This is a genomic window from Nocardia wallacei (assembly GCF_029869545.1).
Classification (GTDB): Bacteria; Actinomycetota; Actinomycetes; order Mycobacteriales; family Mycobacteriaceae; genus Nocardia; species Nocardia wallacei_A.
In genome coordinates this window covers 1-23444 of sequence record NZ_JARWQD010000263.1, presented here as the reverse complement: position 1 = coordinate 23444, position 23444 = coordinate 1, and the positions used below count along the sequence as shown (strand labels likewise).

Sequence of the window (23444 nt, the reverse complement as noted above, 5' to 3'; positions counted from 1 at the left end):
CCGCGACACGCCCGGAAACCGGCGGCGCCGCAAGGCTTCTGCGCCACACCACGCGCGCCGCCGCAATCGTTCGGCAAACTGAACCTCCGCCTTCCCGGGCGCGGTTGCTCCGCCCAACTCGGCTGTGCGCCACAGCGCCCGCGGGGGTGGGCCCCACTGCGCCCGCGCGCCCCCCGGCTCTCACCCTGAGGGTTTCGCGCGGGGGCATGGATGGTGCCGGGCGGGAGTGCGGGGGTGTGGATCAGGTGCCGGGCGGGAGTGCGGGGCTGTGGGTCAGGTGCTGCGTGACAGCCGGGCGCGGATGCCTCGGAAGTGGATGTCGACAGCGGCGCGCAGGGCTTCCTCGTCGCCCGCGTCGAGGGCGTCCAGGATGGCTCGGTGCCAGCTCGCCACGACCTCCGGCGCGGCCGCGGCGCGGGGCAGGTCGGCATCCAGGTCGTTGAAGACCCGCCAGAACACCTGGATCAGATCCAGGACCAGGGTGTTGCCGAGCGGGCGGTACAGCTCCTCGTGGAAGCGCCAATCCTGTTCCGGCGCATACTGTTCGCGCCGGGCGGCGTGTTCCATCTCGGTCACCGCGGCGGTGAGCGCGTCGAGGTCGAGCCGGTCCCGGGCGGCGAGGACGCGCGAGACCAGACCCGTCTCCAGCACCTCGCGCACCTCCAGCAGATCGCGGATATCGGCGAGATCGCCGCGCGTGGACAGCGCGCTCCGGAACGCCAGTCCCGCCTCGAGTCCCGTCAGCGGGACCGAGCCGACGTAGGTGCCGTAACCGTGCCGGATCTCCACGATGCCCACGGCCTCGAGCGCCTTCATCGCCTCCCGCAGCGGATGGCGCGAAACGCCGAGCTCGCGCATCAGCTCCTGTTCGGTCGGCAGCGGTGCACCCGGACCGAGTCCGCGCTCGACGATGAGCCGTTTGACCGACTCGCGCACCGCCTGCTGGCCGGTGCGTCCGCCCGAATGTCCTGCGCTGGACGACGTTTTCACAGTTCACGAGTCTAATCGGCGCTTGTCGCGGCCGCGGCGGCGCGCTATTGTGATCCCTGACATAGGACGTCCTATGTCCTGTCTGGAAGGTCCTCGGCATGACAGCGTCGTCCCCTGCCGCCCGCGGGTCGTTCCGCGCGTTGACCCCCGCCCAGCGCAAGGGCTTCCTCGCCGCGTGGCTCGGCTACCTGCTCGACGGTTTCGACTTCATCCTGATCACCCTGATCCTCACCGATATCGCCGCCGAATTCGATCTCTCGCTGGCGAAGGCGGCGACCCTGGTCTCGGCGGCCTTCGTCTCGCGCTGGCTGGGCGGACTGGTGCTGGGTGCGATCGCCGATCGCTACGGCCGCAAACCGGCGATGATCCTGGCGATTCTGGCGTTCTCCCTCGGCAGCGGGCTGTGCGGTTTCGCCTGGAGCTACTGGTCGCTGTTCGTCTTCCGCGCGATCGTCGGGCTGGGCATGGCGGGCGAATACGGTTCCAGCGCAACCTATGTGATGGAGTCCTGGCCGCGGTCGATGCGCAATCGCGCCACCGGGTTCCTGCTGTCGGCCTATCCGGTGGGCACGGTGCTGGCGGCGCAGGTGTATCAGTTCGTGGTGCCCGCGGCCGGGTGGCGATGGCTGTTCTATCTCGGCATCGTGCCGATCGCCCTGACGCTGTATCTGCGCCGGGCGCTGCCGGAGGCGGCCGAATGGGAGGCCGAGGTCGGCGGGCGGGAGGACACCACCACGGCGTCGGTACTGTTCGCCCGCGGGCGGCGTGCGATGAATATCGCACTGGCCGTGGTGATTTCGGCGGCGCTGGTGGTCCTGTTCGGGAAGTTGGCCGGGCCCACCGGCCCATACCTCAGCGTGCTGGTCGCGCTCGGCTTCGTGGTGTTCGCGTGGCAGCTGTCGGGTCGGCTGTGGCCGATGACGGTGGCGATCATGGTGACGGTCTTCTGCGCCTTCCTCTACGGGTGGCCGATCCAGTCGCTGTTGCCGACGTATCTGAAGACCGATCTCGGGTATGACCCGAGCCAGGTGTCCGACGCCCTCACCTGGGCCGGTCTCGGCTACGCCGCCGGCTCCTGCCTGGCCGGGCTCGTCGGCGACCGGCTGGGCACGCGTCGCACCTACGTGCTGGGCCTGTTCGTCTCGCTGGCGTTCGTATTCCCGGTGTTCGCGCTGGATTCCGGCAATATCGTGCTGCTGTGGGTGCTGCTGTTCGCGATGCAGGCGACCAGCCAGGGCATCTCCGGACTGCTGCCCAAATACATCGGCGACCACTTCCCGGTCCGGCTGCGCGCTGCCGGACTCGGATTCTCCTACAACGTCGGCGCGCTCGGCGGTGCCGTCGCGCCGCTGGCCGGAGCATCGATCGCGGACCACCTGGGTCTGGGCACGGCGCTCAGCGTGCTCGCCGGATCGCTGACCGTGGTGGTGGCATTGATCATCGGCTTCGACATACCGGCCCGCATCGGGCGGGCGCTGGGTACCGAATCCGGCACCCCGGCACTGGCACACCACGGAAAGGACCGCCGATGAGACTCGAGGGAGTCGTCCCGCCGCTCGTGACGCCGATAGATCGGCACGGCGAGGTCGACCGGCGATCGCTGGAACGCGTGATCACCCATCAGCTGGCGGCCGGGGTCGACGGCGTCTTCGTCGGCGGATCCACCGGTGAGGTCGCGCTGCTGGACACCGCGCAGCGCCGCGAACTGCTGCAGACCACCGTCGCGGTGGTCGGCGGCGCCGTGCCGGTCCTCGCGGGCGCCGTCGACACCGGCACCCGCCGCGTGATCGAACACGCCCGCGCGGCCGAACAACTCGGCGCCGACGCGGTGGTGGTGACCGCGCCCTTCTACATCCGGCCGCACCCGGACGAGGTGCTCGAGCATTTCCGGCAGGTGCATCGGGCGGTCGGTGTGCCGGTGGTGGCCTACGACATTCCCGGCGCCGTCGGCACCGCCCTGACACCCGACCTCGTCGTCGCGCTGGCCGAATCGAAAACCGTGGTGGCACTGAAGGATTCGAGCGGCGACCTGGCGTCGTTCCGGGAGGTGCTGCGGCGCTGCGATATTCCCGCGCTCACCGGCTCGGAACTGTTCGCCGACACCGCCGTCGGCCTGGGCGCCGCCGGTATCGTGCCGGGGCTCGGCAATGTCGACCCGCACGGGTATGTGCGGCTGTACCGGGCCGCGCGCACCGGCGACCGGGGCGCGGCCCGCGCGGAACAGGACCGGCTCGCCGCGCTGTTCCGCATCACCCGGGTCGCCGACACGCGCCGAATCGGCGGCACCGCGGCCGCGCTGGGCGCGTTCAAGGCGGCCATGGCGGTCCTCGGCCTCATCGACTGCCCGGCACCGAATCCGCCGCTGGGGCCGCTGACGGACGAGGAAACCCGGGCGATCGCGGACATCCTCGGCGAGTGCGGACTCTGAGCCGCTCGGGCGGGGACCACTCAGGTCCGGCGCGGATCGGGGGCCACGGTGAGGATGGCGCGATAACCGGCGGTGTCGTGCGGTTCGCCGACGGGCCGTCCGTCCGCCTCGACCCAGGCGTGTGCCGCGGTGGGTGAGGTGCGCACTCCCGTCTTCCAGGTGGGCCAGGTGCCGTGCAGGCGGCACAGCAGTGCCGTGGCGACGGACCGTTGGAGGCAGTACTGGCCGGAACACCTTGTGCTGACCGCGATTACGTCCTGCCGGGCACGCAGGGCCTGAGCGTGGTCGGCCGGTGCCGCGCCTCGGCGCAGCGCGGTCAGCACGGCGCGGAGACGCCGCGGCGGGAGTCGCAGCAGCATTCGCGCCAGGGCGACCGCAGCGTACGGTCCGAGGCGCCGGTGCAGCGCGGGCCGGGCGGGGCGGGCCAGAGTCTGGTTGTGGCTCATGGGATTACGAGGTCGGCGCGGGCCAGCCGGGTCAGAAGATCGGCGATGTCGGCCGCCGCGCGCTGCCGATCGACCGGCCGGGTGTCGACCAGCCTGCGCACGACCTCGTCGGCCGTCGCGCCGTCCAGTAGCGCGGCCAGGATTTCGGCTCCGGTCGTGTTGAGCTGCCAGTAGCGGCCGTGTCGTTCGTCCAGCAGGATCGTGCCGTCATCGGTGGGGCACATGCTGACATCGTCGCGGAGCCGGTACATTTCGGATTCTCCTCAGTGGTCGGCGCGGGTCAGGTACGCGGGCACCGGATGGGCGGCCAGATCCCGCAGCCACTCCTCGGCGCCCAGAGTGTTGTCCAATTGGGTGAAACCGCCGGTGAGGATGTGCGGGCTCGCCACCGCGCGGCGCAGTTCGGATCCGTCGACGATCCCGGCGGCGACCAGGCGCGAATCCTCGGCCCAGTCCATGAGGTCGCGCCGATGTGCCCGCAGGCCGGTGAACCACTCCTCGGTGCAGTGATCCTTGGTGCGGCGGTTGGCGATTCGCGGGGGAATGATCCCCTCCATGGCCTTGGCGAGCAGCGGTTTGTACGACCACGGGTCGCGCGCGTGTTCCGGCCGCACGCTCAGGCAGGCGTCGACCACCGCGTCGTCGCAGAACGGGCTGTCGGTCTCGAGGCCGGTCGGTCCCGCGACGTGGGCGAGGATCCTGGCGCCGCGGCCCGCTTCCTGAATCTGGTGTATCCAGGCATGTTTCCCGCGATCGTCCGACAGGGGCGTCGCCCCGGCCGCGGCGGAACGCACCAGGTCGCCGACCATGGTCGCGGCGGCGGCGTCGGCCCACGGCGGCAGGCGGAACCGCTCGCCCCATGCGCCCGGCGTCGACGAGAACGCGGGTGCGGTTGCGGTGCCGCGTAACTGGGCGCTCGCCGCGGTCAGCCAGTCGGAGTAGGTGCCGCGGTCGCCCAGCAGGTGAACGCTCGCGCCCAGGCTCCAGCGGCCGCGCGCCCGCAGTCCCTCGAGGTGGCGCAGTGCCGCGAGGGGTCGGCGGCGCAGCAATCCGTGCACGTACAGGACGTGCGGTAGGACCAGATAGTCGCCGCCATGGCCCGTCAGGCGGCACGTCGCCCCCTGCGCGACCATGAGTCCGGCGATCGCTCGCTGCTGCGCCCGATCCCGGACGACGCCCATGGGTTCGTCCGCCGGATCGTGGCGGTCGCGCAGTCCGTCGAGCAGCCCGGGCAGTCCCGCGGGGAACGCCAGTCGTTCGATCCCGGGGAGATGGCCGGCGGCATGATCGGCGTAGGCGCGGTCCTCGTTGCCCGGAGCCGACCAGTGCAGTGTGGCGGTGGCCGGACGAGCCCCGGCCCGCGCGGCCAGAAAACATATCGACGTCGAATCCATGCCGCCGGACAGGTCCGCGCCCACGACCTCGCCCGGACGGGTCCGCAGCGTCACCGCCTCGTGTAGCGCGGCCCGCAGCGCCGCGGCGCCCGCATCGAGGGCCCGGTGCACGGGCGGGGGACGCCACCACCGCGGCGTCCGGTGACCGCCGTCGCGCTCGAGCACCACGGCCGCCTCGGCCGCGACGGCGTGCACCCCGCGAAACATCGCACGCCCGCTCAGCGGATAGGGCAGGACGGGATAGGCGAGGCGAGCCGCCAACTGGCGGACATCCACCTCGGCATCGAGCAACCAGGCCAGGGTGCGCGCACGGTCCGCGCCGACCGTCACCCCGTCGATCGTGGCGTAATAGCACCGTCGCGAGCCGGAGGCCGTGCCACGCAGGTAGCCGGTGCCGTCGAGGGAGGCCGCCAGGTGGTAGCTGCCGGGCAGGGACCGGGCCGCCGCTGCCAGGTCGGCGAGTCCGCGCACCTTCCGGGCGTGGGCCTCGAGTTCCGCGGGCGACGCGGAGGATCGGCCGATGACGGCCAGCAGTGTGTTCCCGGCCCTGGCCAGCGTCAGTTGCTCCGCGCGCCACCGTCCCAGCAACCACGGCCGACCGGACGGGTGCGTGATCACCTGGTCGGCCCGGAGCTGCAGGTGCGACAGCATGTCGCCGCCGGTGGGACTGTCCGGTAAGGCGACGAACCAGGATTGTGTGCCAACGCGCATGATCAATCTCCAGCGAAATGGTGGCCCACGACCGGATCGGCCATGGGCCACCGCCGAACAGCGACTAGTAGTTCGACCCCCACGCGCTCGGGTAGCCCTCGATGATCACATAGCTCGACCCGCGAGTGACCTCGGTGAACTTCCCGACCTCCACCAGCATCGGCGGTTCGTACACGCTGTCCTCGTCGACCTTCCGAATGGAATCCATCGTCTGCACCTCGATTCTGCTGATCCGTCCATCGAACAGTTCCGTGCCGGTTCGATGCCTGCCCACGCTAGAACCGGGCGCGCCGGAGGGGTCCGGCGGAGATCGGCTACAGGGTCCGGCGCAGCGCGCGAGCGGCTAGACTGCCTGCGCCGGGTTCGAGGTCGGACAACGAGGACGGGCGCATGGCGGGCGTCGGTGACAGGATTGCGGGCCGATACACACTGCGGGAGGTGTTCACCCGGGGTGGCGAGGGAATCGTCTGGCGGGCAACGGATGCGGATCTGGACCGCGATGTCGTACTCAAATGCCCCCGCTCCGACGATCCCGGCGGCGCGGCGCGACTGCGCACCGCGGCGCGCAATGCCGCGGCCCTGCGGCACCCGAATATCGTTGGCGTGCACAACATCTTCGAGCACGACGGCGTGTGCTGGCTGGTCATGGAGTACGTCCCGGGCCGCTCGCTCGCCGAGATCGCGCGCAGGGAAAGGAAACTCGACCCGGCACACGCCGCGGCGGTCGGCGAGCAGATCGCGAGCGCACTGGCGCACTGCCACGATCGCGGCATCCTGCACTGCGATGTGTCACCGGAGAACATCATCGTCACCGCCGACGACGAGGCCCTGCTGACCGACTTCGGCAGCTCCCTGGATCTGCGCAGCGCCGGAACGGGCGAGCTGCCGAAAGCCGATGCGGCACGGGGGAAGTGGCAGTACATGGCCCCCGAGGTCGAGCGGGGCGGGACCGCGAGTCCCAAGTCCGACGTGTACGCGCTCGGCGCCGCGCTGCTCGCCGTGTCGGAACGGCGGCGCCGCCCCGGACCGCTCGACGCGCTGCTGACCCAGCTGATGCTGTCGGCTCCGACGCAGCGTCCGACCGCCGCGGGCGCCGCCGCCCGCTTCGCGCGCCTCGAACAGCCCCCGCGCGGGTGGGATCGCGTGGTGCTGCGCCGGATCGCCGTCGGCGTCGCGGAATTGGCCGCGGTGGCGGTGATAGTCGCGGCCGGGATGACGATGCCGGTCACCGCCGCGACCGACCTGTTCGGCGATCCGCGCACGGCCGACCCGTGCGCGCTGGTCGATCCGGCATCGCTGGCCGAGTTCGGGCGGATCGACCTGGCCACCGACGAGGGCAATTTCGACACCTGCGATCTGCGGGTGCGGGCGTGGGGCGAAGACTTCCATCCGGATATCGCCCGGGTCCGGCTGACGCTGACCATGCAGGCGCCCGCGCAGACCTCGCATGTCAGGTTCGTCCGCACCGGCAATGTCACGATCGCCGCCGAACCGGCCAGCGGCACCAGATGCGTTCGGACACTGATGGTTTCCGGTGGCGGGAACGTCGAGATCACCGGCGAGCGGCGGCCGCCGGACGGCCCCGACCCGTGCGCGCTGGCCGACGCCGCCGTCACCTACGCGCGAAATGTGCTGTGGCACGGCCCGATTCCGCGTCGCCCCGGTGACTTCCCCGCGGGCTCGCTGGCCCGGCACGAGGCCTGCGCCCTGGTCGACGCGGCGACGCTCGCCAAGGTGGCGGGCATCGACGCCGTGCATCCGGCCGCCGGATTCGGCGATTGGTCGTGTCGCTGGGACAGCACCATCGACGGCCACGTCACGGTGCGCTACGACCGCGATTCGCCGAAGACCGCCGCGGCGGGCCAGCCGCTGACGCTCGCCGGGCTGCCCGGTTTCCGCCGCGTCGAGGCGAACGACGACTGCATCGTGCAGATCCAGTACCGGATCTTCCGGGCGACCTCCGGCGGCGACCAGGCCGAGGTCGTCGTCGTGAAGTTCTCGGGCGCGCGGGCGCCGGTGCGGCAGTGCGAGACCGTGACCGATGTGGCGGCCACCGTCGCGGCCAACCTGACCCGATGACACGCGCGGACCGGTCCGGCGCACGGCGTGTGAGGCTGGGAGACGAACCGTAAGGAGGCTGTCGTGCAGCAGAGAGCGGGTATGCCCGGACGTCGCGGCGTGTACGCACTGTCGGTGTCCCGGCAGGGGCTGGCCAGAGGTGTCGGCGATGCCGCGCCGGGCACGATCTCGGTGTTGTCGACGGCCGGTGGCGTGTGCGGGACCCCGGACGAGGGGAACACCATCGAGTTCGGCCGCAATGTCGAACAGGTCGATGTCGGTGTCGGACAGGACGATCTGCGGATCAGCCGCGTGCACGGCAGCCTCGCGTTCCGCGAGCGGTGCTGGCAGCTCAGCAATACCGGCAGCGTGCCGATCCGGCTGCCCGACGCCCGCATGGTGTTCGAGGGCGAGGAGCCGTTCCCGCTGTGCGCCGGGTACACCCCGATGTTCATTCGCGGGTCCCACGATCGGGAGCATCTGCTGGAGGTCTACGTGACCGGCCCGGACGGCGGCCTGCCCACGCCCCGGCACGAGCATGTCACCGACGCGCCCCGGCCCTGGCCGCTGGAACCGAACGAGAAACTGGTCCTGGTCGCGCTCGGGCAGCGGTACCTGTATCAGGAGCGCTGGCCGCAGCCGTGGACGTGGAAGGAGACGGCGGCCCTGCTCGCGGCGCTGCAACCGGAGGCGGGCTGGACCGAGCGGCACGTCGCGGACCTGGTCGGCCGCGTCCGGGCGCGCCTGTCGGACAAGAGGTATGCCCGCGGCTGCGGCCGGGAGCCGGTCGAGGGGCTGACGCGAGACCAGGTCGGCGAGCCGATCGGCAATATGCTCAACCACAATCTGCTGCACGAACTGACCCAGTCGACCACCCTCGTGCCCCGCGACCTGCTCCTGCTCGACGAGCCCTGACGCCCAACGCATTCCGATCGGTCAGCGGGACTGCCTACGGCGAATGCGTAGTCCGCGATCTCGTAGTCCGCGATCTCGTAGTCCGCGGTCCCGCAGCCCATTGACGCAGGCCGGTTCGGAGGTACTCTGTTCGTACGCGTACGAAAATGGATGGAGTGCAATGACCACCATCGACCTCGCCGAGGCGACAGGGCCGTCGGTGTCCTCCGCGCCGGACGGCGGTCCGGCGGCGGCAACGGGTGCGGCGGGTCTGCTGCGTCCGTTCGCTCCGGGCTTCACCGCCGTCGTTGTCCTGCAGATAGCCGGTGCGGTGGCGGGTCTGGCGCCGCTGCTCGCGGTGGTGGAGCTGGGCCGAACCCTGTTGTCGCCCGGCCCGATCGACCACGGCCACGTCCGGCTGGTGGTGATCGCCGGCGCCGTCGGCCTGTTCGTGCGGCTGGTGTGTACCGGCGCGTCGTCCGGACTCGGGCATCTGCTCGACGGCCGGGTGGAGCTGTCGTTGCGGCGGCGCCTGGCCGCGCGGCTGGGGCGGGTGCCGATCGGCTGGTTCTCCCGGCGCCGCACCGGCGAACTGGCGAAGGTGGTCGGACAGGACGTGAGCGCGATGCATCCGCTCATCGCGCACGCGCCCGGCGAACTGGTCTCGGCGTTCGTGGTGCCGCTGGTATCGCTGGTCTACCTGTTCACGGTGGACTGGCGGCTCACGCTGATCACGATGATCCCGGTGCTGCTGGCGATCGCCCTGGTGCCGTTGATGATGACCCCGAAGCGGCAGCGCGAGCAGGGCGACTTCGATGCGGGGATGGGCCGGATCGCCGACGCGGCCGTCGAGTTCGTCCAGGGGATCGCGGTGGTCAAGGCGTTCGGCGGCGGCGAGCGCGTGCATCGCAAATTCCACACGGCCACAGACGATTTCACCGATTCCTTCCTGCGCTGGGCGGTCGGACTCGCGCCGATCGCCGCGGCGATGCAGCTGGTGCTGTCGCCGCCGTTCGTGCTGGTGGTCGTGCTGATCGGCGGTACGGCGCTGATCACGAACGGCTCGCTGGCCCCGGCCGATCTGCTGCCCTTCCTCCTGCTGGGCTTGGGCCTGACGGCCCCGGTGGCCGCGCTCGGCCACGGCTTCGACGACCTGCAGGCCGCCCGGCGCGCGGTGGGCCGAATCCGGGATGTGCTTGCGGTGCAGTCGCTTCCGGAGCCCACGCACCCGGCGGTGCCGCAGGGGCACCGGGTGGAGCTGCGTGACGTTCGATTCGCCTACCCGGTCGACGGCGCCGAACGCGAGGTGCTGCGCGGAGTCGACCTGGTCCTCGAGCCGGGCACGGTGACAGCGCTCGTCGGGCCGTCCGGAAGCGGAAAGTCCACGCTGATCCAGTTGTTGCCGCGGTTCTTCGATCCGACCCACGGTTCGGTCGTCCTGGGCGGGGTCGATCTGCGCGACCTCGGCAGCCGGGAACTCTATCGGCACGTGTCCTTCGTGTTCCAGGATGTTCGCCTGCTGCGCGCCTCGATCGCGGACAATATCGCGCTGGCCGTGCCGCACGCGGATCTCGACGAGGTGGTGCGCGTCGCCCGGCTGGCGAACATTCACGATCGAATCCTGCGGCTGCCGCGTGGCTACGAGTCGGTGATCGGCACCGATGTCACGCTGTCGGGCGGTGAGGCACAACGGATTTCGCTCGCCCGCGCATTGCTCGCCGACACACCCGTGCTGGTGCTCGACGAGGCCACCTCCTTCGCCGACCCGCAGACCGAACAGGCCGTGCGCCGCGCGCTGTCGACGCTGGGTGGCGAGCGGACGATGCTGGTCATCGCGCACCGGCTGGAGACCATCGCCGATGCCGACACCGTGGTGGTGCTGGAGAACGGCGCGATCGTGGAGCGCGGCAGGCCGGGCGAGCTGCTGGATCGGGGCGGGAAGTTCGCGCAGTTCTGGCGGTCGCACCGGTCGGCGATCGCCGAGGAGATCGAAATGCACACCGGCGCACCAGGAGACGAGCCCCGATGATTCGAATGCTGTTGCAGGTGCTGGGGCAGGAGTATGCCCGGCCGGTGCGTCGCACCGTGGCCCTGATGGCGGTGACCGCGGTGGTCGAGGGCCTGTCCTACGCGCTGCTGGTGCCGGTGCTGCGGGCGTTGTTCGGGAGTACCCCCGGCGACGCGGTGCCCTGGCTGGGCGCGTTCGGGGCGGCCGTCGCGGTCTACGCGGCACTGCGCTATCGCAGCGACCTGTCCGGATTCCGGGTCGGCACCACGCTGTTGCGCGGCGTCTATCGCCGACTGGGCGACCACCTGGCCCGGCTGCCCCTCGGCTGGTACTCCGGCGGTCGCGTCGGCGAGGTGTCGGTGCTGGCGAGTCAGGGTGTCCTGCAGGCGATGAGCGTGATCGCGCACCTGCTGGCACCGCTCATCTCCGCCGCGGTGACACCGCTGACGATCGTCGCCGTCATGCTCGTCTTCGATTGGCGGCTGGGCCTTGCCGCACTGATCGCCGTGCCGGTCGTCGCGGCGATCCAGGTGTGGACGGGGCGGTCGATGGCCGCCACCGACGCCGAACGCCACGAACGCGGCGACGCGGCCACCGGGCGGGTCATCGAGTATCTGCAGGCCCAGCCGGTGCTGCGGGCGGGCGGCCGCACCGTCGAACGCTTCCGGCTCCTCGACGATTCGCTGTCCGGACTCGAGCGCGCGGGCCGCCGCTCCACGCTGTCGGCACTGCCCGGCATCGTGGGCCTGACACTCACCGTGCAGGCGGTGTTCACCGGGCTGCTGGCCCTGGGTGCCTATCTCGCGCTCGACGGAAGTATCGGCGCGGCAGAGGTTTTGGCGATTCTGGTGCTCGCCGCGCGGTGCGCGGATCCGCTGCTGTCGCTGACGGATATCGGTGGCAAACTGCGCAGCGCGCGCACCGAACTCGCCCGGCTCGACGGTGTGCTGCGGACCGAGCCGCTGCCGCAGGCGTCCGCCCCGATCCGCCCGATGCGGCACGACCTGGAATTCGAGTCGGTCACGTTCCGGCACGACGGCCGCACGGTGATCGGCGAGGTGTCGCTGTCGGTGGCGGCGGGGCAGCGGCTGGCCGTCGTCGGACCGTCCGGTGCGGGCAAGACCACGCTGCTGCAGCTGCTCGCGCGCTTCTACGACGTGGATTCGGGCACGGTGCGCCTGGGCGGCGTGGATGTGCGCGAGATCGCCACCGACGTGCTGATGGAGCAGATCGCCATCGTCTTCCAGGACGTCTACCTCTTCGACGGCACCATCGAGGACAACGTGCGCCTGGGCCGCCCCGGCGCCGATGCCGCCGAGGTGCGGGCGGCCGCCACCGCGGCGCGGCTGGACGAGGTGATCGAGCGGCTGCCCGGCGGCTGGTCGGCACATGTCGGCGAGGGCGGCGCGCTGCTGTCCGGCGGTGAGCGCCAACGGGTTTCGATCGCCCGCGCGCTGCTGAAGAACGCCCCCGTCGTGCTGCTGGACGAGGTGACCTCCGCGTTGGACCCGGTGAACGAGGCCGCCGTCCACGAGGGCATCGAGCGCCTGATGGCGGGCCGGACCGTGGTGATGGTCGCCCACCGCCCACGCACCGTCCAGCACGCCGACCACATCGTCTTCCTCGACGGCGGCCGAGTCGTGGAGGAAGGCGCCCACGCCGAGTTGCTACACCGAGGCGGCCGCTATGCCGCCGCCTGGAACCTCACCCCCGCGCAGTAGGCCGTCGACTATGGCCGTCAGGCCGAGGCGGTGGGAGGGGCGGGTGGTGAGTTGGTCCCAGCGGTCGGCTACGGCTGCGAGGTGCGGGTAGCTGCCGGTCGCGGCGTCGGCGAAGGCCCGGTCCCGATAGACCGGTTCGTCGGTGCGGTCGCGGCGGCGTCCGCTGTTCACGCGAATCATCAGGTTGCCGACGATGTAGTACCAGATCGTGCGGTAGATATCGACGGCTTCCTCAGGGGTGCAACCGTATTCGATGGCGGCGCCGATCATGTTCTCGACGAACCAGAGGGCGGCGGGAGCGAACAGGTCGTCCGCGGTCAGGACCTCGACGATCCAGGCGCGCTCCGCGAGCAGCTCGTAGAGCAGGACCGCGGTCGCGAGAAGCCGTTCCCGGGGGTCGTCCGGCAGGTCCGGGTGCGGTATGTGCCGGGCGTGCGCCTCCAGCACGAGCAACAGCAGCTCGTCCTTGTCGCGCACGTGGTAGTACAGCGTCATCGGCGCGCTGCCCAGTTCGTTCGCCAGGCGCCGCATCGACAGTTTGTCCGGCCCCTCGGCCTCCAGGATGCGATCGGCCGCGGCGATGATCGCCTCCAGGGACAGCCGCGGGGGGCGGCCGATGCTCTTCGCGCGGTGTCCTTCTGCTGGCATACGCCCATCCTCCCCGATGGTCCGACACGCCGGAGATGCGCATATGCGCCATTACGACCTGCATTGTTGCCGGGTCACCGAGATCTCTGGAGACTCGGAGGTGGTCGACCGAAGATGTTCGAGCAGTGTCGGGTACGGCACCTCGGTGTGCGTCTACGGCGAATCCGCGGGGGTCCACAGGTTCCGTGCATGCGGTGGTTCGCCGCGTCTCCGACGCACGGTTCGTAATGCGCAACACAGTCCGTAACACGCAACTGCGGGCCCCGATTTCGTCACCGGAAAGGACCGAATGTGATGCCACCACGAACCCTGATCGACTTACCCACCACGCCCATGCAGGTCGCCCAGCCGGGCCCGCCCCCGCCGCCGCACCGGGGCCGCCCCGGCGACTCACAGGCCGCGGCCGTATGGCGGCAGGCGAAGACGGTGCTGGTCACACGCGTCGTCGGCCCGCAGAAGTTGCAGACGGTCCCGCGCCTGGTGGTCCCGATCGGCGACAACCAGCTCGCGTTCCGCGTCTCCTCACATTCCCCCGAGGCCGGGCAACTGGCCCAGGACGAGCGGGTGCTCGTGCAGCCCGGCGACTGGCGCGGCAATCCCGCACTCGGCACCCAGCAGCGCCAGGGCCGCGCCCAACTGGTGACCGGCGGCACCCTCCTGCCGTACGTGCAGTCGGAGATCGACGCCAAATACAAATGGCGAACCTCCGTGGCCCGCTTCGCCCATCACTTCGCCCGCGGCGCGGCCCCCTACGGCGACGTCATCGTTCTGGTAACCGTCCACAACCCCATCCCCATGCTCCTGCCGCCCCGCTGAGCCGCGAGATCGCTCGCTGCCGGATGGCCCTATTCGGGTAGGAGGCCGTGTTCCATGGCGAAAACCGCTGCGCCGGCGCGGGTTCGGTGGCCGGTTTTGTCGTAGATGTGGGCGAGGTGGTGGCCTACGGTGCGTTCGGAGACCACCAATTCCGCGGCGATCCGACGGTTGGACAGGCCGCGGGCGGCCAGTCGCAGCACCTCGAGCTCGCGCTCGGTGAGTCCGCACGGCAGATCCGCACGCGGCGTGCGTAATCCGGCCGCCTCCACGACCGCGGTGCAGGCATCCCGGTCCAGCTCGCCCGCCTTGGCGGCGACGAGTAATTCGCGGGCGGCGTCGTCGGCGGCGAAGGCGGGGCGGTGCGGGCGGGGCTCGGTGAGGGCGGCGAAAACGTCTGCGGCGGCGAGGATTCGCGCCGGTTTGGTGCTGTCGCGGCCGCGGATGCCGCGGTGGTAGCCGCTGCCGTCGAGGCGTTCGTGGTGCCCGGCGGCGATCTCGGCCAGATCGGCCAGGCCGGGGCAGCGCCGCAGCACCCGTTCGGTCCAATAGGTATGCAGCCGAACGCGTTCCCAGTCGCCGGGGCCGAGCGGGCCGGGCCGGTCCCAGATGGCACTGGACACCCCGGCGCGGCCGATATCGTGCAGCAGCGCCGCCGCTCGTATCGCGTCGCAGTCGTCGGCGGGCATTCCGCTCAGGCGTGCCGCGGCACCCGCGAGTTCGGCCACATGGCCCGAATGCCCCAGCAGCCAGCGGCCCTTCAGATCCACCACGATCGCGAGCGCCAGGCACAACCGCAGCCGCTCACCGGACCGGACGTGCAGCGGCACACCGGGTTCCCGGCGCACCACGCTGTCCAGCACGTCCGGTACGTCGATACAGTCCCACACCGCGTCGGCATCCGCGCAGAACAGGGCCACCAGGTCCGGATCGAGATGCCCGCCCGCCCGCCGCCGCAGCTCGGCTACCGCCTCCTCGCGGCCCCGCTCGGCGGAGGCCAGCACGGCCTGCTCGGCGATGTGCACGATCCGCCCGGCCAGCGAAATCGCCTCGCCCCGAAGGCTTTCCGGCGCACCGAGGCCGTCCCAGCGTTCCTTCACCTCGGTCAGCGCGAGCACCGCGGCCTCGGGTAGCCCCAGGCGCGGCCCGAGCGCGCGGCTGACCTCGCACACCGATCGGACCGCCGCCGACCGCTGATCCGGCGCCAGCGTGGCGAACCGGTCGCGCAGCTCCGGCCGACGATCGGGCGCCCACGCGCCGAACCGATTCAACTGGGCCGCGAAGTACGCCGGATCGCCCCGGTCCGCCACGTGATAGGCCTGCTGGAAGGCCACGTCGTCGGCGAATGCCGCGGCGTTCTCCGAGGCGCGGCTGGTGCAGCCGACCGCGCCGAGCAGGGCCGCGTGGAACACGGTCCGCCGGTCCGCCTCGTCCAGGCCCGCCCGCTCCGCCAGGGCGGTGGCCACCAGGCAGGTCGCCAAGCCCTTTTCGAACGGTGCCCCGGTCGCCAGGTCGGTGGTGAGCGACAGCGCTGCGAGCACCTCGGTAACCCGGATCGAGGCGGGCGGGATCTTCACTCCCTCACGGTAGTTCGCCGCGGCGCCCGAGATAGGTCGATCGACCGATGTGGCGACCCGGACCCGCCGGTCACCATGGGTGGCATCGTCCTGGTCCGACCCCGGAGGTTCGCCATTGCGCCGACCCCGGATCCGACCGGGAAATGCCAACCGCACGTCGCTCGTCCGCGGCTCGGTGCCGGGTCGAAACCCGCCCGGGCACATCACTTTTCGTACTCGAAGGATTACTCATGTCTCGATCATCCAGGCGCGGCGCGCGGCGCCGCGCCGCCGGTGCTGTGGCGGCCGCCGGTGCCGTCGCGCTCGGTGCGACGGTAGGCGGCCTGGCGGTGCCGACAGCCGGTGCCTCCAGTCACCGCGAAGCCCCCTTGATCGCCGCCGATCCGGCGGCGGACAACACCGATGTCTACGCGTTCGTCAGCCCCGACAAGCCCGATACGGTGACGATCGTCGCCAACTGGTTCGGGCTGCAGGAGCCCAACGGCGGCCCGAACTTCTACCCGTGGGCCACCGACGCCGCCTACGACATCAATATCGACAACGACGGCAACGGAAAACCGGATATCAGTTACCGTTTCGACTTCACGACCGACGATCGGCGCGGTGCGAACACCTTCCTCTACAACAACGGCCCGGTCACCGGCCTGGACGACGAGAATCTGCTGTTCCGGCAGAATTACACGCTGTCGGTCAGCCACGGCGCGAACGACTGGCGCCCGATCGATCGCGGCCAGGTGGCGCCGTCGGATACCGGTCCGGCGTCGATGCCCGACTACGACGCGCTGCGCAAGCAGGCGACGCACAGTCTCCCCGGCGGCGGGTCGGTCTACGTCGGCGCCGCGGAGGATCCGTTCTTCCTCGATCTGCGGGTGTTCGATCTGCTCTACGGCGGCGATCTGTCCGAGGTCGGGACCGATACCCTCGCCGGAACGAACGTGAATACCGTTGTCCTGCAGGTGCCGATGCGCGATCTCGCGCTGAAGAACGACCCCGCGCGCAACCCGGTGATCGGGGTGTGGAGCGATACCGAGCGCCGCACCCTGCAGCTCAGTCCCGGCGCCGCCGAGGCGACCGGTCCCTCGGTGCAGGTCTCCCGGCTGGGCAACCCGCTCGTGAACGAGCTGGTCGTCCCGGCCGGGCTGAAGGACGCGTTCAACGGCCTCGAGCCGGTCGGCGACGCCGGGGTTCCCCAGGTGGTGCAACGAGTGACGAATCCCGAACTGGCACAACTGCTCCAGCAGATCTACCAGGTGCCCGCACCGGCCACCCCGCGCAACGACCTGGTGGAGATCTTCCTCACCGGCATCGCGAAGAACGCGCCGACGCTGGACGGCAGCGCGCCGCCCATTCAGGCCGACCTGAACTCGCAGATCCTCAACGCCGATGCGCGCGCCGCGAACTTCCGGCCGTCGGAGATGCTGCGGCTGAACATGTCGGTGCCGGTGGCGGCCGCGCCGAACCGGCTCGGAGTCCTCGGCGGTGACCTGCAGGGCTTCCCGAACGGGCGGCGGCTGGCCGACGACGTGGTCGATATCGAGCTGCAGGCCGTGGTCGGCGCGGCGCAGACCGGCAAGCTGGTCGACGCGCTCGCCGCCGGAGACGAGGTCGACGCCAACGACGTCGCCTTCGGCGACACCTTCCCGTATGTCGCGCTACCGGCCAAGAGCGCCACCGCACCATCCGGCGCCTTGGTGACGCCGGGTGACGGGGGCATGCCGTGGATGCCGGTGGCCGCGGGCGGTACCGGCGCGGCCGCACTGGTCGGGGTCGGCGGGTGGCTGCTGATGCGCCGCCGGGCGAACCGGGTCGATCCCCGGCCGCCGCGCTACTGACCCGCGGAGGTGGCGGGATCGGCCCCGATCCGATCCCGCCACTTCGGGTACGGATCGTTCCACCCACACCCCCAGAGGCCACGCGATGTCCGAAAACCCTTCCCGCACATACCGAAACCTCGTGTTCGCGCTCCTGACAGCGCTGCTGGCGGCGGCGGTCGGCTTCCTCGTGGCGGCGCCCGGCGGATCGCCCACCGACGCGGCGGCCGTGCATCCCATGGACCCGCTGGCCGCGCAGATCGCACAGCGGAGGCAGCAACTGGATCGACTGCCCGGCAACGCCACCGGCTGGGCGGAGCTGGGCGTCGCCTCCGTGGAATCGGCCCGCATCGCCGGCGACCCGCGGCACTACGGCGAGGCGCGGCGGGCACTGGATCGATCGATACGGTTGCGGCCCACCGAGAATGCCGATGCGCTGGTCGGCCTCGGCGTGCTCGCCAATGCGCTGCACGACTTCGGCGCCGCCCGCGCCTACGCCGAACAGGCCCTCGCGCTGCGGCCCGACAGCGCCGACGCGTACGGGGTGCTGGCCGACGCGCTGACCCAGCTCGGTGTGGCCGACGCGGCGACGGCGGCGGTGCAGCGGATGCTCGACCTGCGCCCCGGCGTCCCCTCGCTGACCCGCGCCGCCTACGACCTCGAGCTGCACGGCCGCATCGACGACGCCCGGCAGGCGTTGTGGATGGCGCTCGACGCGGCGAACACCGGCGATCAGATCGCCTTCTGCCGCTATCGTCTCGGCGAGCTGGCCTTCCACACCGGCAATCTCGACGAGGCCGAAAACCATTACCGCTCCGGCCTTCCCGCCGATCCGGACAGCGCCGCGCTGCGACAGGGCCTGGCCAAGGTGCTCGCCGCCCGCGGCGATACCGCCCAGGCGATCGCGCGGTACCGCGAATCGACCACCCGCGCACCGCTTCCGGAGTATCTGATCGAATTCGGGGAACTGCTCGACGCCGCGGGCCGTCACGACGAGGCGGCCGCCACGTATCGGGCGCTGGCCGTCCGGTTCGGTGCGCTCGAGGCGGGAGGCGCCACCGAGTACGTGGATGCCGCTCTGCTCGCCGCGGACCACGGCGATCCGGCCGAGGCGGTTCGGTTGGCGCAGTTGGAGTTCGGCCGCAGGCAGAGCGTCGTCACCGCCGATGTGCTCGCGTGGTCGCTGCACCGGGCGGGCCGCGACGAGGAGGCGATCGGCTATGCCGAGCGGGCGGCCGCCCTGGGGTGGCGCGACGCCACCGTGACCTACCATCGCGGCATGATTCTCGCGGCCCTCGGCCGCACCGGCGAGGCTGTCGCCGCATTGTCCGACGCACTGCGGACGAATCCGCATTTCTCGCCCCTGCACGCGCCGCGCGCCCGGCAGGCCCTCACCGCCCTGGGCGCCGGGCCGTAGCCGCCCGGATACGCTGTGCGGCAGTCGTTTCGCTCCGTCTCAGCGTTGCGGCGGCAGCCCGCGCAGGAAGATCTCGAACGCCTCCGGCTGCACCGCGATGGAACCCACGAACGGCTGGTCGAGCATCATGACCAGGGCGAGCGAGAGCACCACGAGCACCGTCAGCGAGCCGACCAGCAACAGCTGTGTCCAGAACTTCGGCAGGCCGAGGAAGAACGTGAAGCCGACGGTCACCATCGCGCCCACCGCCAGGGCGATCCACAGCACCGTCGGCACATTGTGGCCGCTCTGGCTGAGCCGCTCGCGCCGCGCGGCGGCCAGGTCGTTGACCGTCGACAGGGAATGCTCGAAGACCAGCTGGGTGCGCGGGTCCTCGGTCGGCAGCGCGTTGATCTGGTCGCGCATGCGGTACACCAGCTCCGTGGCCTCGGGGTTGTAACCGCCGTCGCCGAGCAGCGGCCATTCCTTCGCGATGACCACGCGGGCGTACTGCTGCGTGGTCGCCTCCAGCTCCCGCCCCACCTCCGCGGGCAACGCCCGGGCATCCCAGTAGAGCGCCCCGAGGTGGTTGGCCTCCTCGAAGGTGTTGGCGCTGGCCTCCTGTAGCGAATTCCACTCGTTGACCACGATGAACGCCAGCAGCACCGCATACAGCGCGCCGACGGCCTGGAACACGGTCCCGGTCGCCTCGTTGTATCCGCCGGGACCGCCGCCGCGCCGCAGCGATCTCCGCATGACCACCACGCCCAGCAGCACCGTGACTACCGGAACCAGCAGTGCGAACCACGCCCACGCCATCGACGATCTCCCGTGCATCGAAGGAACTCGTGTGTTGCTGCCGTCGCCGGATCGTATCCATCCGTCCCACGGTGAGGCAGGTGAACACGCCAGAGCATTGACAGCCATTGCCGAGCATCAATATGCTCGAAATTTGCTCGTCGTGCTCTCAGGTGCTCGGTGTTACCGCACAGTGGAGGTGGACGTGACATCCGTCGTTGATCGTTCGGACAACGATACCGGCTCACTGCTCGCCGTGGAGCCGCTCCCGCAGTCGTTCTGGCCGGTCGGCACCGACCAGGGTTATCGAATCGAGTACGTGGCGCCCAACTTCAGCGGCGGAAAACGCGCCGTGGGTGGCTCGGTATTCGTTCCCACCCGCACCGAGGCCAGCGCGCCCGTGCTCACCTGGGCCCACTGCACGGTGGGCCTGAACGAGCACAACGCTCCGTCCAGGGTCGGGCTGATCCCGGAGGAACGAGCGCATCTGGCGCACTGGCTCGCGTCCGGATTCGTGGTCGCCGCAACCGATTACGAGGGCCTGGGCACCACGGAGCCGCATCCCTACCTCGACGGCGAGGCCATCGCCGACGACATCATCGACATCGTCCGCGCCGTGCACGGCATGGGTCTGAACGTCGACGCGCGCACCGTGATCGCCGGATTCTCGCAGGGCGGTCACGGCTCGCTGTTCGCCGCGGCGCTGTGCACGGCCTACGCGCCGGAGCTGCACCTGCTGGGCACGGTCTCGCTGGCGCCGCCGATTCGCTTCCTGGACTTCGTGCGCGAGTACACCTCGGACGGCGACCAGCCGGTGCACGCCCTGATTCCCACCATCATCGCCGGATTGCACACTCGCAGACCGGAATTCGTGCCCGAGGATCGGCTCACCGCGGCGGGCCGCATGTTGCTCGAAGCGGCAACGCGCAACTCGATGCAGGAATTGGACGCGCTGTGCTCGGGCATCACCAACGACGCGGCCGGTATCACCGGAATATCGGCTTGGAAACCCATGGTCGAGGCGCTGGAATCGACCAGCCCGCCCGAGGCGAGATACGACCGCCCGATCTTCCTGTGCGCCGGTGGCGCCGACCCCGTCTTCACGTCGCCGCAGGGCCGGGGATTCTCGGACGAGGTGGCGAGGAGCGGAACCGATATCACCTTCCATGATTTCGAGTCCCTCGACCACATGGCCCTGCTGGAACCGGCCGCGCAGCGGGCCACGCGGTGGGCCGCGGACCTGATGGCCGCCGATCGGATCGGTGCGCGCGAGCAGGCGCCCCGCCCGGAGCACGACGACCGAGACGCCCGCTTCCGGGTGCTCGACGCGACGGGCGACGGCCGGATCGGGCTGGACGACTTCCGGGCCCATGCGCTGCGGCTGGTCTCGGGTTTCGGACGTCCGCTGGGCGACCCGGTGGCGACCAGGGTGCGCGCGGGCTACGAGCAGCTGGCGAGACAGCTGCTGCGGCACTACGACCGGGACGGCGACGGAAGTATCGACCTGGACGAGTTCGTGGCGGCCCGCACCGAGCAGGTTCCCGCGCAGGTCGCCGACAGTGCGCGCGCCCTGGTACTCGCGGTGGTGCAGTTGATCGACAGCAGCGCCGAGGCCCGGGGGGGCCGGGGGGGGGTGCGGGCGGGGGCCCGGGGGGGGGGGATAAACGCCGCCGCATCCCAAGCCATAATAGATATTTAAGACACCGCCCGCCCCGCGCTGTTCCCCGCGCTGGGCCCCGACTGTGCGCGCGCCCTGTAACTCGGGTTGGTGATGTTTACCCACACCCCCCCCCACGCCCGGGTGTCCCGGGCGGAGTTCCGGGCGGTGACCCGGGGCCTGGGAATACCGGCCGACGAATCCGATGCCATCTTCGATATGACCGACACCGACGGCAACGGGCACGTCGACGGTGACGAGTTGAGCGCGGGCGTCGTCGAATTCCTGACGGGCACGGACGATCTGTCGCCCGGGTATTGGCTGTTCGGTCGATGGGCGTGACGGCGCTGACCTCCCTGACCGAGGTCGGGGTGATCGATCCGGAACGATGGCCGAGCGGTGCCCGCGGCGGCTATCGGATTCGCTTCTGCAGTGGTGACCGTGTCACGACGGGTTCGGTATTTCTGCCGCCCCCGATGCCGGGACGCTCGGAGGTGCCGCTGTGTACCTGGGCGCATTGTTTCGTCGGCCTGGATCGGCAGAACGCGCCCTCGCGACGCGGCCTGCCCGGGGTCGAGCTGAAACATCTGTCCAGGTGGATTGCGAACGGATTCGCAGTGGCGGTCGCCGATTTCGAGGGCTTGGACGGCCACGGCCTCAACCCGTTTCCCCATCCAAGCTGGATCGCCGCCGACGTCCTCGCCATCTGCCCCGCGGCGCGGGAACTCGACGAGAGGATCGGAAACGTCGTCGTCGCCGCCGGTTTCTGCCAGGGCGCCGGTCCGGTCCTGCACGCCTCGCCGCGGCCTCCCTCCGAACTCGAACTCCGCGGAATCGTGTCGCTGGCTCCGCCCGATTGGCTGTCATATTTCACCATGGTCACTCGGGATCCCGATTTCCGCGCCGACGCCCTCGCCGTGGCGATGCTCGCCGGTATGCGGACTGCGGACGAGCGCTTCCACCCGGAGGACTTTCTGACCGATACGGGTACGGCAATGCTCGATGCGATAACGTCGCTGTCGGTCCCGGAGATGCGTAAGCTCCTGGCACCGTTCACCGTTCGAGATCTCGGCCTGTGCGAGCTGACTCGCAGACCTAGGGTTGCGGCATTTCTCGAACAGTGCGACACCCTGCCGGAACGTGGTGAGGCATCGATACTTCTGGCGGCCGCCGATGCCGACGCACTGGCCCCCCGGAGCCGCGTTCGTCGCTGCGCCGAGGAGCTATCGGTACGCGGGGTCGCTGTTACCACTGCGCTGTATACAGGGGAACACCTGGGGATCTTGTCGTCGGCCGCCCCGGAGGCCGTCGAATGGGCCCTCCGCACCCTGCGGTAGTTCCGCACCGAGTCACCGCTGGGGAGCCGTCCGGATGCGCGGCGGGGTACTCCGCCGTAGCATTCGGCCGTCGTGCAGAGCGGTGCCGGTCGACCTAGGTGGCGTGAATGAGTCTCAGCGGTAAGCGATTTCTGGATGTGGCGGCGAGCCGGGAGACGGCGGTGACCGTGCTGGCGACCATCACCGGGGTGTACTACCTGATCGTCGCGGTCACCAACTGCCTCGACACCGACACCAACCGGCGCGGTGTCGCCGCGGTGCTGTCGATGCGCAGCACGATCCACCATCCGGCCGTCGATTGGCACGCCATCACCAACTCCACGGCGGTGTGGATCGCCTACACCCTCGTCGTGATCTGGGAGTTCCTGATCGCACTCGTGCTGCTGGCGGGGGCCGTGGCGGGCTGGCGGGCGCTGATCGGCCGCCGGACCGCGACCGGCGATGCCGCCGCGAAGCTGTCGAGCCTCGGTTGGATCATGGCGGTGTTGCTGTTCGCCGGGGGCTTCCTGACCATCGGCGGCGAGTGGTTCCGGATGTGGGCGAACAAGGAGGTCGATGCCTCGTCGGCGGCACTGCAGAACTTCCTGATCGCCGCCGTCGGGCTCGTTCTCGTATATCTGCCCGGCCGCTCCGAGGCCCGGACGTGAAAAGGGCGCCGGCCCCGCGGGGGGGGGGGGGGGGGCGGGCGGGGGGGGGGGGGGGGGGGGGGGGGGCCCCCCCCGGCGGCGGGGGCCCCCCCCCCGGGCGCGGGGGGGGG

Annotated in this window: 21 protein-coding genes; 13 read left to right on the top strand and 8 right to left on the bottom strand. The window is 70.7% G+C overall.

What is annotated here, in order from left to right:
• Window positions 1–273: 273 nt before the first annotated feature.
• Window positions 274–990, bottom strand: coding sequence for a FadR/GntR family transcriptional regulator (locus tag QH290_RS22675; protein WP_280261417.1), 717 nt, complete (start codon window positions 988–990; stop codon window positions 274–276).
• A gap of 98 nt (window positions 991–1088) precedes the next feature.
• Between QH290_RS22675 and QH290_RS22670 the strand changes: the two genes are divergently transcribed.
• A complete protein-coding gene (locus tag QH290_RS22670; RefSeq protein WP_280261415.1) occupies window positions 1089–2522 on the top strand; it encodes an MFS transporter in 1434 nt (477 codons plus the stop codon).
• On the top strand, window positions 2519–3418 hold the full coding sequence (locus QH290_RS22665) for a dihydrodipicolinate synthase family protein (protein WP_280261413.1): 900 nt from the start codon (window positions 2519–2521) through the stop codon (window positions 3416–3418). The genes QH290_RS22670 and QH290_RS22665 overlap by 4 nt, the downstream gene beginning before the upstream one ends.
• 20 nt (window positions 3419–3438) lie before the next feature.
• Here the strand turns inward: QH290_RS22665 and QH290_RS22660 are convergent, their stop codons facing one another.
• The 4 genes from QH290_RS22660 to QH290_RS22645 all read right to left on the bottom strand — a co-directional run bounded on the left by QH290_RS22660 (window position 3439) and on the right by QH290_RS22645 (window position 6177).
• Complete coding sequence (locus QH290_RS22660; RefSeq protein ID WP_280261411.1) at window positions 3439–3864, bottom strand: lasso peptide biosynthesis B2 protein; 426 nt, start codon at window positions 3862–3864, stop codon at window positions 3439–3441.
• The gene (locus QH290_RS22655) at window positions 3861–4115 is read right to left on the bottom strand and encodes a lasso peptide biosynthesis PqqD family chaperone (protein ID WP_280261408.1); all 255 of its coding nucleotides are present in this window, start codon (window positions 4113–4115) and stop codon (window positions 3861–3863) included. The genes QH290_RS22660 and QH290_RS22655 overlap by 4 nt, the downstream gene beginning before the upstream one ends.
• A 12-nt stretch (window positions 4116–4127) precedes the next feature.
• On the bottom strand, window positions 4128–5969 hold the full coding sequence (locus QH290_RS22650; protein ID WP_280384978.1) for an asparagine synthase-related protein: 1842 nt from the start codon (window positions 5967–5969) through the stop codon (window positions 4128–4130).
• 64 nt (window positions 5970–6033) lie between these two features.
• Window positions 6034–6177: a lasso RiPP family leader peptide-containing protein gene (locus QH290_RS22645; RefSeq protein WP_280384976.1), complete on the bottom strand. Its 144-nt coding sequence runs from the start codon at window positions 6175–6177 to the stop codon at window positions 6034–6036.
• A gap of 182 nt (window positions 6178–6359) precedes the next feature.
• On the opposite strand from QH290_RS22645, the gene QH290_RS22640 reads away from it, so the two are divergent.
• The 4 genes from QH290_RS22640 to QH290_RS22625 all read left to right on the top strand — a co-directional run bounded on the left by QH290_RS22640 (window position 6360) and on the right by QH290_RS22625 (window position 12650).
• A complete protein-coding gene (locus QH290_RS22640) occupies window positions 6360–8048 on the top strand; it encodes a protein kinase domain-containing protein (RefSeq protein WP_280261402.1) in 1689 nt (562 codons plus the stop codon).
• 63 nt (window positions 8049–8111) lie between these two features.
• Window positions 8112–8942, top strand: a complete 831-nt coding sequence (locus tag QH290_RS22635; protein ID WP_280384974.1) for a hypothetical protein — start codon at window positions 8112–8114, stop codon at window positions 8940–8942.
• Window positions 8943–9102: 160 nt separating this feature from the next.
• Window positions 9103–10950 (top strand): ABC transporter ATP-binding protein, encoded by a 1848-nt coding sequence (locus QH290_RS22630; protein ID WP_280384972.1) that lies wholly within the window; start codon window positions 9103–9105, stop codon window positions 10948–10950.
• On the top strand, window positions 10947–12650 hold the full coding sequence (locus QH290_RS22625; protein WP_280384953.1) for an ABC transporter ATP-binding protein: 1704 nt from the start codon (window positions 10947–10949) through the stop codon (window positions 12648–12650). The genes QH290_RS22630 and QH290_RS22625 overlap by 4 nt, the downstream gene beginning before the upstream one ends.
• On the opposite strand, the gene QH290_RS22620 is transcribed toward QH290_RS22625, so the two are convergent.
• Window positions 12597–13298: a TetR/AcrR family transcriptional regulator gene (locus tag QH290_RS22620; RefSeq protein WP_280384952.1), complete on the bottom strand. Its 702-nt coding sequence runs from the start codon at window positions 13296–13298 to the stop codon at window positions 12597–12599. The two genes, QH290_RS22625 and QH290_RS22620, sit on opposite strands and share 54 nt — an antisense overlap.
• A gap of 294 nt (window positions 13299–13592) precedes the next feature.
• Between QH290_RS22620 and QH290_RS22615 the strand changes: the two genes are divergently transcribed.
• Window positions 13593–14114, top strand: a complete 522-nt coding sequence (locus QH290_RS22615) for a hypothetical protein (protein WP_280384951.1) — start codon at window positions 13593–13595, stop codon at window positions 14112–14114.
• 29 nt (window positions 14115–14143) lie between these two features.
• Here QH290_RS22615 and QH290_RS22610 read toward each other — a convergent pair whose 3' ends face one another.
• The gene (locus QH290_RS22610) at window positions 14144–15688 is read right to left on the bottom strand and encodes an HD domain-containing phosphohydrolase (RefSeq protein WP_280384949.1); all 1545 of its coding nucleotides are present in this window, start codon (window positions 15686–15688) and stop codon (window positions 14144–14146) included.
• A gap of 230 nt (window positions 15689–15918) precedes the next feature.
• On the opposite strand from QH290_RS22610, the gene QH290_RS22605 reads away from it, so the two are divergent.
• Together QH290_RS22605 and QH290_RS22600 are read left to right on the top strand one after the other, a co-directional pair.
• Window positions 15919–17520 carry a DUF4331 domain-containing protein gene (locus QH290_RS22605; RefSeq protein ID WP_280384947.1) on the top strand — a complete coding sequence of 534 codons (1602 nt, stop codon included), beginning with the start codon at window positions 15919–15921 and terminating at the stop codon, window positions 17518–17520.
• Between the two features lie 121 nt (window positions 17521–17641).
• Complete coding sequence (locus QH290_RS22600) at window positions 17642–18916, top strand: tetratricopeptide repeat protein (protein ID WP_280384945.1); 1275 nt, start codon at window positions 17642–17644, stop codon at window positions 18914–18916.
• Between the two features lie 39 nt (window positions 18917–18955).
• Here the strand turns inward: QH290_RS22600 and QH290_RS22595 are convergent, their stop codons facing one another.
• A complete protein-coding gene (locus tag QH290_RS22595) occupies window positions 18956–19714 on the bottom strand; it encodes a bestrophin-like domain (RefSeq protein ID WP_280265708.1) in 759 nt (252 codons plus the stop codon).
• A 184-nt stretch (window positions 19715–19898) separates the two neighbouring features.
• On the opposite strand from QH290_RS22595, the gene QH290_RS22590 reads away from it, so the two are divergent.
• From QH290_RS22590 to QH290_RS22575, 4 genes are all read left to right on the top strand, one after another.
• On the top strand, window positions 19899–21392 hold the full coding sequence (locus QH290_RS22590; protein ID WP_280384943.1) for a lipase family protein: 1494 nt from the start codon (window positions 19899–19901) through the stop codon (window positions 21390–21392).
• 126 nt (window positions 21393–21518) lie between these two features.
• The gene (locus QH290_RS22585; protein ID WP_342213754.1) at window positions 21519–21692 is read left to right on the top strand and encodes an EF-hand domain-containing protein; all 174 of its coding nucleotides are present in this window, start codon (window positions 21519–21521) and stop codon (window positions 21690–21692) included.
• Window positions 21689–22687, top strand: a complete 999-nt coding sequence (locus QH290_RS22580) for a hypothetical protein (RefSeq protein ID WP_280384940.1) — start codon at window positions 21689–21691, stop codon at window positions 22685–22687. Before QH290_RS22585 ends, QH290_RS22580 begins: the two co-directional genes overlap by 4 nt.
• 107 nt (window positions 22688–22794) lie before the next feature.
• Window positions 22795–23334: a DUF2165 domain-containing protein gene (locus QH290_RS22575; RefSeq protein WP_280267825.1), complete on the top strand. Its 540-nt coding sequence runs from the start codon at window positions 22795–22797 to the stop codon at window positions 23332–23334.
• Window positions 23335–23444: the final 110 nt, after the last annotated feature.